This is a genomic window from Rhodopila sp., from assembly GCF_035548235.1.
Lineage (GTDB): Bacteria > Pseudomonadota > Alphaproteobacteria > Acetobacterales > Acetobacteraceae > Rhodopila.
Genome location: NZ_DASZTJ010000106.1, coordinates 1 through 12,076 on the forward strand (window position 1 = coordinate 1; position 12,076 = coordinate 12,076).

A 12,076-nucleotide genomic window follows, 5' to 3' on the forward strand; every position below is an offset into this window, starting at 1 on the left:
GGGGAGGCGCAGAGGGGGAGGCGCAGAGGGGGAGGCGCAGAGGGGGGGGCGCAGAGGGGGGGGCGCAGAGGGGGGGCGCAGAGGGGGGGGCGTTGACGGACGGGCAGGGGACGGGTACCGGTAGGCTGAATTTGGAATTCCGAATTCCATGCTGCAGCCACTGCCGAACCCGACGAACCTGATCGACCTGACCTACCGGCAGCTTCTGGATGCGATCGCCGACGGTACGCTCGCGCCCGGCCAACGCATCCGGCAGGCGGAGCTGGCGCTGTCCTTTGGCATCTCCCGCCAGCCTGTCAGCCACGCGCTGCACCTGCTGAAACGCGAGGGCCTGGTCGAGGAGCACGGCAAGAAGGGCCTGCGTGTCGTGCCGCTCGACCTGGTTCGGATCGGCGAGCTCTACCAGGTCCGCCAGGCGATTGACGGCTTGGCTGCTCGGCTGGCCGCCGAACAGGTGCGGGCCAGAGAGGCGGACAAGCTGGAACTGGCGGGCTTGCGCGTGCAGCTCGAAGACGGGCGCGACTACAGCGACGCCACGCCGGTCCCGGTACTGGTGCGGGCCGACACCGACTTCCACAAGTCGATCTATCGCCTGTCCGGAAACAGCGCGATCGAGGACATGACCGCGCCGCTCTGGCCCCATTTGATGCGCGCCATGGCCGGCGTGCTGCACCGCCAAGGCTATGCCGAGACGATCTGGCGCCGGGAGCACCCCGCGATCCTGGAGGCGATCCTGGCCGGAGATGCCGCCAAGGCCGAGGCCGAAGCCATATCCCACGCGGCCGGCGCCGCGCGGATGACCGCCGAACGGCTGCGATCCAACGCCGCATAACCCATAACGAAGGAAACGATCCCATGCTGACCGACGCCCAGATCAAGCAGTTCCACGAAGAAGGCTACCTGTTCCTGCCGGAGGTATTCCTGCCGGAGGAAGTCGCGGTCCTGAAAGCCGAGGCCGAGGACATCTATCGCCAGCAACGACCCGAAGTGTGGCGCGAGAAATCCGGTGCGCCCCGCACCGCCTTCGCCGCGCATCTCTACAATGAAGCGCACGGGCTGCTGGCCCGGCATCCCGGCATGATCCGCCCGGTCGAGCAGTTGTTCAACGAGCCGGTCTACATGCATCAATACAAGATCAACGCGAAAGCGTCGTTCACCGGCGACGTCTGGCAGTGGCACCAGGACTACGGCACCTGGGCGCGCGACGACGGCATGCCAGAGCCGCGGGCGATGAACATCGCGATCTTCCTGGACGAGGTGATGCCGATCAACGGGCCGCTGATGCTGGTGCCGCGCAGCCATACCCAGGGTGTCCTGTCAGCCGGGCACGACACCAGCACGACGTCCTATCCGCTATGGACGCTCGATGAGGCGACGGTGACGAAGCTGGTGGAGCAGGGCGGCATCGTCGCACCGACCGGCAAGCCGGGCGGGCTGCTGATGTTCCACGGCAACCTGGTGCATGGTTCCGCCGGAAACATCACGCCCTATCCGCGGAAGATCGTCTATCTGACGCTCAATGCCGTTTCCAACTATATCAGGAAGCCGACGCGCGCGGAGTGGATCGCGCACACGGACTTCGCCCCGATCGTGCCGACCGACGCCGACGCGCTGGTGCGCTATGCGCAGCGCCATCGCCAGGCCGCGGAGTAGGGGGCGCCGCGCCCCCTGCAACGTCCGCCTATCGTGCCGCCGCGTGGTCCTTGCACCATTGCGCGATCTGCGCGTGCGTCGCGAACCAGCAACCGCCCTTCGCCTTCATGTGCGCGATCAGCCGCGCCAGCACCGGCATGCGGGAGCGGTGGCCGGTGATGTGGGGGTGCATCGTCAGCAGGAACATCCCGCCTTCGTCCCAGGCGCCGTCGAATTCGGCGGTGAAGATCTCCCCGACCGCCGACGGCGGCGTATAGGGCCGCAGGCCGGAGAAGCGCAGCATGTTGTAATAGACCGCGTCGTCGCGGATCCATTCCGGCGGCAGCTCGACGATCCCGGTCGGAACGCCCTGGTCCTCCAGCTCGTAAGGATCGTCGTCGGCCATCAGGCTGCTGTCGTACAGCAGCTTCATCTCGCGGATGATGTCCAGCGTGTTGACCGAGAAGTCCCAGCTCGCCGTCCGCATGCCCACCGGTTCCTTCCCGCTGATCTTGGCCAGCGTCTCCCGCGCACGCAGGGTCAGCTCGCGCTCCGCCTCCCGCGGCAGCGTCGTGTTGACCTCGTGGATCCAGGAGTGGATGCCGATCTCATGCCCGTCGCCGGCCAGCGCCCGCACCTCGTCCGGGTGCAGCAGCGCGGAGACGGCGGGGAAGAAGAAGGTGGCCGGGATCGACTCCCGTTCCAGCAGCTTGCGGATGCGCGGCGTGGCCTGGCGGTTGCCGTACTGGCCCTGGCTGATCCGCATCGGGCTGGGGTCGTTGTCGCGCAGCGGGATCGTCTCGTGGTCCGAGTCGAAGCTGATCGCCACCGCGCAGCGCGCGCCGTTGGGCCAGCTTGCCGGCCGCAGGCTGCGGCCGGCCCGAGCACGCCCGACCATCTGGCGCCAGGTGGGTTCGGGCCACTGCCAGGGTTGCTGTTCGTCCATATCGGGGTTCCCTTCCGTCCAGGTCGCCGCCATGCTGCACCCGCGATCCGATGCCGGTAAAGCACCCGCCCTCAGCAGGAGACATTGATGTCCGAAACCGATCCCGCCCTGCTCACCGCCGAGGCGATGATCGCCGCCTTCGCCTGCCGGCAGCTCACGCCCGTCGATGTCCTGCAGGCGGTGACGGAGCGTGTCGCGCGCTTCAATCCGCAGCTGAACGCCTTTGCGGTGATGAACCCCGACGCTGTGCGGGCGGCGCAGGAGAGCGCGGGGCGCTGGCGGGCCGGGCGGCCGATCGGCGCGCTGGACGGCGTGCCCTGCACGGTGAAGGACCTTGTCGACCTGGCCGGCTTCCCCACCCGCCGCGGCAGCCGCACCACCAGCGCCGACCCGGTGCCGGACGACGCGCCGCTGGTCGCGGGACTGAAAGCGGCCGGGGCGGTGGTCATCGGCAAGACCACGACGACGGAGTTCGGCTGGAAGTCGCCGGGCGACTGCCCGCTGCACGGGATCACCCGCAACCCTTGGAACCCGGCCCATACGACGGGCGGGTCGTCCTCCGGCGCCGGATCGGCCGGGGCGGCAGGGTTCGGTCCGCTGCATGTCGGCACCGACGCCGGCGGGTCGGTGCGGATCCCCGCGGCATGGTGCGGCCTGGTCGGGTTGAAGCCGAGCTACGGGCGGATTCCGCAATGGCCGGCGAGTGCGTTCGCCAGCGTGTCCTGCGCCGGGCCGATGACGCGCACCGTGCGGGACGCCGCGCTGATGCTGGGCGCGATGGCGCGCTGGGACCTGCGCGATCCGTTCTGCCTGCCGGACGACCCGCGCGACTGGCTGGATGGGATCGAGGCCGGCGTCGAAGGCCTGCGGGTCGGCGTCCTCGGGCGCCCCGGCTTTGACGCGCCGGTCGATGCCGACGGCGTCGCGGCGGTCGAGAAAGCGGCGCAGCTCCTTGCCGATGCGGGGGCCCTGGTGACCCAGGCCGAGATCGACCTGCCCGACACCTCCGCCGTCTTCGGCCGCGTCTGGGGGGCCGCCCTCGCGCGGGTGGTCGCCGTGATGGGGAACAACGCCGCGCTGCTGGACCCCGGGATCCATCAGGTGGCCCAGGCGCTGGGCGGGATGACGGCGATCGAGTTCATGGATGCCGAGGCGACCCGGGCGGCGACGGCGCACGCGATGGCGCGGCTGCACCAGCAGTTCGACCTTGTCCTGTGTCCCACGGTGCCGGCCGGGCCGCCCTTGGCGGACGCACCGGTGACCGACCCGATCCGCGCGCTGTGGACCGAATGGGCGCCGTGGACGTTCCTGTTCAACCTGTCGCGCCAGCCGGCGATCTCGGTGCCGATGGGGCCGCGCGGGGATGGGTTGCCCAACTCGGTGCAGATCGCCGCGGCGCAGTTCCGCGACGACCTGGTGCTGCGCGCGGCGCGGGCGATCGAGGCGGCTCAACCGTTCCCCGTGGTCGATCTGGGCTAGGGTTCAGGCGTCGGTCTTCCCGACGGTCAGCGACCAGGCACCGCGGTTGTCGGCGCCTGGCGGGAATGGCCGATCGAAGCCGGCACGTCCTATGCTGCCGCGCCCCATAGCCGCCGCGACGCGATGCGCGCGCCCTCGGCGGCCGCGGCGAGCTTCTCCCAGACGATCTCCTCTGCCACGTATTCGCGGCCGGCGAACGTGCCGAAGCCGCAATCCGTGCCGGCGATCACCCGCTCACGGTCGCCGACCACGGCCACCGCTTCCTCCAGCCTTCGGGCCACGACTTCCGGATGCTCGACGAAATTCGTCGTCGTATCCAGAACGCCCGGGATCAGCAGCATATGCGCCGGCAGCTTGTTGTCGCGCAGGGCAGCGTATTCGTGCTGATGCCGCGGATTGGCGAACTCGATCGAGAGGGCGCCGACATTGGCGCGGTACAGCGCCGGCAGGATGGACGCCATCGCGATGTCGTAGATATGCGGCCCGTCGTTGTTGCCCCAGCAGACATGCAGCCTGACCTGGTCGCGGGGAATGCCCTCGATGCCCAGGTTGATCGCGGCGACATGCAGTTCGAGCTGGCGGAGGAACGCGGCGTCGTCCAGGTGGCCGAAGAACCGGTGCCGCTCCATCGCCAGGTCCGGGCTGTCGATCTGCAGGACCAGGCCGGCGTCGTGGATGGCCCGGTATTCATGGGACAGCGCTTCCGCCAGGGCCATCAGGTAAGCCTCGTGGCTGTCGTAGTGCTGGTTGAGCATCGTCGTGGCGACGATGCCGGGCGACGGTGCGGTCATGAAACATTCGCGGAAACGACCCCCCAGGCGCTTCAGCCGTGCGGCGTCTTCCTCGATGGGGGCGCTGTTGACGTACCGCACCTCGGACAGCGCCGCGGGCGCGTTCGTCACCCGCGCCGAGTGCGGAAACCGTGCCGCCGTCTGCCGGGCATAGCTCGGGAACCGGAGCTGGTCCCGAGCGGGAGGGCGCTGGGACTCGCCGCCGAAGCCGCAGAGGCAGCGGGGAACGTAGGTCTGGAAGCCGACGCGCGACTGCTCGCCGTCGTTGCCCACGTCGGCGCCGGCGTCGACCTGCTTGTCGATGACCTGTGCCGTCGCCCGCTCGACCTGGCGGGCCAGTTCGGCGGTGTCGATCGCCTCGCCGGCTTCCTGACGGATCAACAGGTCGGACAAGGCGTCCGGGCGCGGCAGGCTGCCGACATGGGTGACCAGAATGCGGTCGCTGCTCATCAACATGGGCGTTTCCCCGTTTCGTTGAACGGACCGGCATCATGCGGCATGGGATCGCGAAGGCGCAAACGCCGGACGGCCTCTTGACCCCGTCCCGCGCCTGGCACGGAATGGATGCCAAAGCAGGGGGGAGAAGCGCAAATGGCCGACAACCCGGCTACGGGCACCATGGCCGCGCCGCAGCGTCTGAGCAGCGTGATCGTCGCGGCGACGATCGGCAACGCGCTCGAATGGTTCGACTTCCTTGTCTACGGCTACTTCGCCTCGACATTGGCCGAGGTCTTCTTCCCCACCGGCAATCCGACCATTTCGCTGCTGATCACATTTGGCGCGTTCGGGCTGTCCTATGTCGCGCGTCCGCTGGGGGCCGCCGTGATCGGCACCTATACCGACCGCGCGGGCCGCAAGGCGGGGCTGACCCTGTCGATCGCGCTGATGATGCTGGGCACGGTGCTGATGGTCGCGACGCCCGGCTATGCCACGATCGGCATCGCGGCCCCGATCATCATCACGATCGCCCGGCTTCTGCAGGGATTTTCCGTCGGCGGGGAATTCGGCAGCGCCGTCGCCTTCCTGGTGGAGCATGCCGGCGAGCGCCGGGGGTTCAGCGCAAGCTGGCAATGGTCCAGCACCGGCGTCGTCTCGATCTTCGTCGCGCTGTTCGGCCTGGCCGTGACGACGCTGCTGACGCATCAGCAGTTGCTCGACTGGGGGTGGCGCATTCCCTACATGTTCGGCCTGCTGGTCGGTCCGATCGGCCTTTATATCCGTTCGCGGATGACGGAGACGCCCGAGTTCCTCGAAGCCGCCAAGCCGCCGACCCTGCCGATCCGCGACCTGCTTCACCGCTATCCCGTGCCGGTCCTGCTGGCGTTCGGCGCCTCGATCATTTCGAACAGTTCGTATTATCTGTTGCTCTATATCCCGACCTATGCGGTCAGGACGCTGCATCTGCCGTCCTATACCGGCTTCGCGGCGACGCTGGTGGGCGGTATCGCGCTGGCCGTCTTTTCGGTCGTCGCGGGACATTGGTCCGACAAGACGGCGCGGCCGCGCATCATGCTGGCGATGGCATGGCTGTTCGCGCTGGCCGCCTATCCGGTGTTCTGGCTGATGGCCGCGCACCCGTCGCTCGCGACCGCGATGTTCGCCGTCGGTCTCCTGAACCTGATCAAGGGCGGATACAGCGGCGTGCTGCCATCGTTGCTGGCGGAACAATTCCCGGTCGACGCGCGCGCGGTCGGGATCGCATTCAGCTACAGCCTGTCGGTGACGACGTTCGGCGGCTTCGCGCCGCTCGTCGCCACGTGGCTGATCGCGCGGACCGGGGATCCCTTGTCGCCCAGCTTCTACCTGATGGCGACCGCGCTTCTCAGCATCGTCGCGCTGGTGGCGATCCAGCGCCGCCATGTCCGGCTTGGGTCCGCCGGGTTCGGCATGAGCGCCGTCGCGCGCGAGTAGGCATGCGCGATTGGACGCCGCCTCTCGAAAGGGCGGCGCCGGTTGGCGCGGCATTTCATGTCGCGGCGGACGCTTTCTTGGTGCGGCCTTCGCCCGTCAACTCGCGAAGCTGCCTGCGCGCCAGTTCCAAACCGCGCCGCCCTTCCTCGGTCGCGGTGTAGACCTTCCGGTGACGACCAAGCCGTCCGTCCGAGTCCTGGCGGGACGTCAAGTAACCACGCTCCTCCATGGCCTGCAGCATCGGATAGAGCGTTCCCGGACTGATGCGATAGCCGTGCCGCGCCAGTTCCTCCATCATCCACTGCCCGTACACCTCGCCCTCGGCGGCGTGGTGCAGGATGTGGATGCGCACGAAGCCGGAAAGAAGGTCGTGGAATTCCATTCTATCGATTGCCGTTATCGAGACTCGATAATAACATCACCCTATGTCCAATCCAGGATCCCATCAACCTAACCCGCCATTGCCGGCCGAAGCGATGGGAGCAGCCCGTCCACCCGGCGCCCCGCCCGGCGCCCCACCCGGCAGGCCGCTCGAAATCCTGCTGGTTTTCCTCCGGCTCGGCGTGACCTGTTTCGGCGGCCCGATCGCGCATCTCGGGTATTTCCGAGCCGAGTTCGTGGAGCGACGGACGTGGCTCACCGAACGCGCCTATGGCGATCTGGTCGCCCTGTCGCAGTTCCTGCCCGGTCCCGCGTCCAGCCAGACGGGCTTTGGCATCGGCCTGATGCGCGGCGGCCTGCTGGGCGGATTGGCGGCCTGGACGGGCTTCACCCTTCCTTCAGCCATCCTCATGGTCCTGTTCGCCTACGGGGCGGGGGGCATCGCCGGCTCGCCGACGGGTGCGGGATTGCTGCATGGACTGAAGCTCGTCGCCGTCGCGATCGTGGCGCAGGCCGTCATGGGCATGGCGCGGAATTTGTGTCCGGATCGCACGCGGGCCTCGATCGCGATCGTCGCGCTGGTGGTCATGTTGCTCGCCCCGTGGTCGATCTTCCAGATCGGCACGATCGCCGGCGGCGGTGTCGCCGGGTGGCTGCTGTGCCGAGACGACGACAATGTCGCGGCCGACGGCCTTATCATGCCGGTGTCGCGGTGGTTCGGCCTGTCCTGTCTCGTCATCTTCTTCGCGCTGCTGGCTTTCGCCTTCGTGCCGGTGCCGGCCGGGCCGTTGGCCCTGTTCGACGCCTTCTACCGGTCTGGCGGCCTGGTGTTCGGCGGCGGGCACGTCGTGCTGCCGCTGCTGCGGAACGCCGTCGTGGTGCCGGGATGGGTCTCCGACGGCACGTTCCTCGCGGGCTATGGCGCGGCGCAGGCGGTGCCGGGTCCGTTGTTCACGTTCGGCGCCTATCTCGGCGCGGTGGCCGGCGTACCGCCCGGCGGTATCCTGGGTGCTGTCATCGCGCTTCTTGCGATCTTCCTGCCCGGCATCCTCTGCCTGCTGGGAACCTTGCCGTTCTGGCACGGCCTCCGCGCCAGGCCAGAGGCGCAAGCCGCCATGCGCGGCACCAACGCGGCGGTCGTCGGCCTGCTGGGCGCGGCGCTTTACAACCCCGTGTGGACGAGCGCGGTGCTGACGCCGGCGGATTTCGCCGTGGCGGCCTCGGGCTTTGTCCTTCTCGTCGCCTGGCGCACGCCCCCGCTTCTTGTCGTCGCGCTGTCGGCACTGGCCGGGATCGGCTTGGGCCTGGTTGGCTGAACCGGCACGCCCGCGCCTACACCCCCACCAGCGCGCATGTCGCGTTCCCGATCACCCGCTCCTCGTCGGTCGGGATCACATAAGCGGGCAACCGGCTGTCCGCCCCGGTGATCCGGCCCGGCGCCTTCGCGTTCGCCGCGGCGTCCACCCGGAAGCCCATCCAGCCCAGCCGGTCGAGCACCCGCGCGCGGATGATGTCGCTGTGCTCGCCGATGCCGGCGGTGAACACCAGGCCGTCGATCCCGCCCATGCTGCTTGCCAGCGCGCCGGCGGTGCGGGCGACGTGGTAGACGAAATAGTCCACCGCCATCCGCGCGCTCGGCGTCTCGCTGGCCAACAGCACGCGGATGTCGTTCGACAGCCCCGACATGCCCTTCAGGCCGCAATCGTGGTACAGGAACGCCTCGACCCGGTCCACCGGCCAGCCCTTGTGCTGCTGCAGCCACAGGATCACGCCCGCGTCCAGTGACCCCGACCGGGTCCCCATCGGCAGCCCGTCCAGTGCGGTGAACCCCATCGAGGAGTCCACGCTGCGCCGGTTCACCAGCCCGCACATCGACGCGCCGGACCCCAGATGCGCGACGGCGACGCGCCCGCCGGCGATCTCGGGCGGCAGCACGCCGGCGATGTATTGATAGGACAGGCCGTGGAAGCCGTAGCGCCGGACGCCTTCCTGATACAGCGCCTCGGGGATCGCGAACCGGTCGGCGACCGGGGGATGGCCGCGATGGAAGGCGGTGTCGAAGCAGGCGACGTGGGGGATGCCGGGGAAGCGGTCGCGCAGCCCCCGCAGCACCGCCAGCGCCGGCGGATTGTGCAGCGGCGCCAACGGCGAGACGGCGTCGATCCGGGCCAAGGCCGGCTCGTCCACCAGCACCGGGCGATCGAGGTCCGGGCCGCCATGCACGATGCGATGGCCGAACGCCACGACGTCCCCGGCCATCGGCCCGTCGGGAAGGTCGGCGATCACGTGCATCGCCGCGACCGGGTCCGCCGCCGTCACGTCCTTCGCCGTGCCGCCCATCTGCAGCCGCGCCTTGCCGCCGATCCCCTCGACCTCGCCGCTGAGCAGCCGCTCGCCGTCGCGGCCGGGCCGGTAGGCGGCGAATTTCAGGCTGGAAGAGCCGCTGTTCAGCACCACGATCCGTTGTCCGTCCACCGTCATCGTTCAAACCTCCGACGCCATGTCACTCACCCCTTGGCCTTTCCGGTTCCGGCGGTACATCCTCTCGCATGAATTCGTGTTCGACGGGAGTTCCAGGACGATGACAACGAAGTTCGGCCTTGCCCAGCCGGTCCGGCGCGTGGAGGACCCGCGGCTGCTGAAAGGCGCCGGGCGGTACACCGATGACATCGTCCTGCCCGGCATGCTGCACGGCGTCATCCTGCGCAGCCCGCATGCCGTCGCCCGGATCACCGCGCTGGACACGCGCGAGGCGGCGAAGCTGCCGGGTGTGCGCGGCGTCTATACGGCGGCCGATTTGAAGGCCGAGGGGTTGGGACCGCTGCCCTGCGCGGCCCTGGTGCAGAACCGCGACGGTACGCCGCAGGCCGCGCCGCCGCATCCGGTGCTGGCCGAAGGCATGGTCCGCCATGTCGGCGATCCGGTCGCCTTCGTGGTCGCCGACACGCCCAAGCAGGCGCGCGACGCGGTGGAAGCGATCGTCGCCGACTATGACCTGCTGCCGGCGGCGACCGACCTGGCGACGGCGATGGACAAGGGCGTCCCGCAAGTCTGGCCGAAGGTGCCGCACAACCTCGCCTTCGACTGGGAGATCGGCGACAAGGCCGCGACCGAGGCGCAATTCGCCAAGGCCGCGCATGTCACCCGCCTGACCGTCGTCAACAACCGCATCGTCGTCAACAGCCTGGAGGCTCGGGCGGCGCTCGCTGATTATGACGGCACGACCGGGCGGTGGACGCTGTACGCGAACACCCAGGGCGGCTGGCTGGTGAAGAACCTGATCGGCCCGCTGTTCGGCGTCGAGCCGGAGAAGTTCCGCGTCATCACGCCCGATGTCGGCGGCGGTTTCGGGATGAAGCTGTTCCTTTATGCCGAACACGTCCTGACCTGCTTCGCCGCGCGCAAGCTGGGCCGTCCGGTCAAATGGGCGGCGGACCGGGCGGAAGCGTTCCTGTGCGACACCCAGGGCCGCGACAACGTGACGCTGGGCGAGCTGGCGCTGGACAAGGACAACAAGTTCATCGCGTTGCGCACGCGCAACATCAGCAACATGGGCGCGTACCTGTCGACGTTCGCGCCCTATATCCCGACCTATGCCGGGACCGGCGTGCTCTCCAGCGTGTATGGTTTCAAGGCGATCTATGCCAACGTCCTGGGCGTGTTCACCAACACGGTGCCCGTCGACGCGTATCGCGGCGCAGGTCGTCCCGAAAGCAACTACCTGGTCGAGCGCCTGGTCGACGCGGCGGCGCGGGAACTGGGCGTCGATCGCGTGGCGCTGCGCCGGTCGAACATGGTGACGCCGGATGCGATGCCGCATCAGACGCCGGTCGGGAAGAACTACGACAGCGGCGATTTCCGGATCGTGCTGGATGCCGCGATCCGGCGCATGGACTATGCCGGCTTCGCCGCACGCAAGGCGGCCGCCCGGGCGAAGGGCAAGCGGCGCGGCCTGGGTCTGGCCTATTACCTGGAGGCGACCGGCGGCGACGCCACCGAACGGGCGGAGATCCGCTTCGCCGATGACGGTTTCGTCGACGTCTATGTCGGCACGCAATCGACCGGCCAGGGGCATGAGACCGCCTATGTCCAGCTCACGGCCGCGAACCTGGGCATCGATGGCGAGAAGATCCGCATCCGCCAGGGCGATACCGACACGATCCCGGTCGGCGGCGGCACCGGCGGCGCACGCAGCCTGTATTCCGAAGGCCAGGCGATCCTGAAGACCAGCGCCTCGGTCATCGACAAGGGCAAGCAGGCGGCATCCGAGGAGTTGGAGACTGCCGTCGCCGATATCGGGTTCGCGGATGGGCTATTCTCGGTCGTCGGCACCGATCGCGGCATCGATATCCTGACGCTGGCGGAACGGCAGCGGAAGAAGAAGGCGGCAGGGCAGGCGGCCACGATGCTGGACGCGGCCGAGATCGCGGCGATCGACGCGCATACCTTCCCGAACGGGTGCCACATGGCGGAGGTCGAGGTCGATCCGGACACCGGCGTCGTCGAACTGATCCGCTACAGCGTCTGCGACGATGTCGGCAAGGCGATCAACCCGCTGATCGTGCGTGGCCAGGTCGCGGGCGGCGTGGCGCAGGGCTACGGCCAGGCGGTGCTGGAGCACACGGTTTATGAGGCGTCGTCGGGCCAGCTTCTGTCGGGCAGCCTGATGGATTACGCCTTGCCTCGTGCCAACGAGTTCCCCGACATCGAAGTGGAACTGCTGGAGGTGCCGTGCGCGTCCAACCCGCTGGGCGTGAAGGGCGCCGGCGAGGCCGGGGCGGTGGGCAGCCCGCCGGCGGTGATCAACGCGATCATCGACGCGCTGGCCGATGACGGGGTGACGCATATCGACATGCCGGCGACGCCGGAACGGGTGTGGCGGGCGATGGCGCTGGCGAAGGCGGCGTAGGCAGGATCCTGCCGCGGTGAGCGAAGC

10 protein-coding genes are annotated in these 12,076 nt (G+C 68.9%); 6 read left to right on the forward strand and 4 right to left on the reverse strand.

Translation table 11 applies throughout. The annotated features are described in order from the left end of the window. The first annotated feature begins 148 nt into the window (after window positions 1–148). Window positions 149–832: a GntR family transcriptional regulator gene (locus tag VHB27_RS09395; protein ID WP_325599595.1), complete on the forward strand. Its 684-nt coding sequence runs from the start codon at window positions 149–151 to the stop codon at window positions 830–832. Between the two features lie 23 nt (window positions 833–855). Beyond that, window positions 856–1,653 carry a phytanoyl-CoA dioxygenase family protein gene (locus VHB27_RS09400; protein ID WP_325599597.1) on the forward strand — a complete coding sequence of 266 codons (798 nt, stop codon included), beginning with the start codon at window positions 856–858 and terminating at the stop codon, window positions 1,651–1,653. 28 nt (window positions 1,654–1,681) lie between these two features. Here the strand turns inward: VHB27_RS09400 and VHB27_RS09405 are convergent, their stop codons facing one another. After that, window positions 1,682–2,578: a polysaccharide deacetylase family protein gene (locus tag VHB27_RS09405; protein ID WP_325599599.1), complete on the reverse strand. Its 897-nt coding sequence runs from the start codon at window positions 2,576–2,578 to the stop codon at window positions 1,682–1,684. A gap of 87 nt (window positions 2,579–2,665) precedes the next feature. On the opposite strand from VHB27_RS09405, the gene VHB27_RS09410 reads away from it, so the two are divergent. Further along, entirely contained in the window at window positions 2,666–4,057 is a 1,392-nt protein-coding gene (locus VHB27_RS09410; protein ID WP_325599601.1) for an amidase family protein, read from the forward strand. Between the two features lie 89 nt (window positions 4,058–4,146). Here the strand turns inward: VHB27_RS09410 and VHB27_RS09415 are convergent, their stop codons facing one another. Continuing rightward, window positions 4,147–5,304, reverse strand: coding sequence for a cobalamin-independent methionine synthase II family protein (locus VHB27_RS09415; RefSeq protein WP_325599603.1), 1,158 nt, complete (start codon window positions 5,302–5,304; stop codon window positions 4,147–4,149). 135 nt (window positions 5,305–5,439) lie between these two features. Here VHB27_RS09415 and VHB27_RS09420 point away from each other — a divergent pair, with 135 nt between their 5' ends. After that, window positions 5,440–6,759 carry an MFS transporter gene (locus VHB27_RS09420; protein WP_325599605.1) on the forward strand — a complete coding sequence of 440 codons (1,320 nt, stop codon included), beginning with the start codon at window positions 5,440–5,442 and terminating at the stop codon, window positions 6,757–6,759. Window positions 6,760–6,814: 55 nt separating this feature from the next. Here VHB27_RS09420 and VHB27_RS09425 read toward each other — a convergent pair whose 3' ends face one another. After that, the gene (locus tag VHB27_RS09425; RefSeq protein WP_325599607.1) at window positions 6,815–7,141 is read right to left on the reverse strand and encodes a PadR family transcriptional regulator; all 327 of its coding nucleotides are present in this window, start codon (window positions 7,139–7,141) and stop codon (window positions 6,815–6,817) included. 94 nt (window positions 7,142–7,235) lie between these two features. Here VHB27_RS09425 and chrA point away from each other — a divergent pair, with 94 nt between their 5' ends. After that, window positions 7,236–8,456, forward strand: a complete 1,221-nt coding sequence (gene chrA / locus VHB27_RS09430) for a chromate efflux transporter (RefSeq protein WP_325599609.1) — start codon at window positions 7,236–7,238, stop codon at window positions 8,454–8,456. A 16-nt stretch (window positions 8,457–8,472) separates the two neighbouring features. On the opposite strand, the gene VHB27_RS09435 is transcribed toward chrA, so the two are convergent. Then, window positions 8,473–9,621, reverse strand: a complete 1,149-nt coding sequence (locus VHB27_RS09435; RefSeq protein WP_325599611.1) for an acetate/propionate family kinase — start codon at window positions 9,619–9,621, stop codon at window positions 8,473–8,475. 100 nt (window positions 9,622–9,721) lie between these two features. On the opposite strand from VHB27_RS09435, the gene VHB27_RS09440 reads away from it, so the two are divergent. Then, window positions 9,722–12,049, forward strand: a complete 2,328-nt coding sequence (locus VHB27_RS09440; RefSeq protein ID WP_325599613.1) for a xanthine dehydrogenase family protein molybdopterin-binding subunit — start codon at window positions 9,722–9,724, stop codon at window positions 12,047–12,049. Window positions 12,050–12,076: the final 27 nt, after the last annotated feature.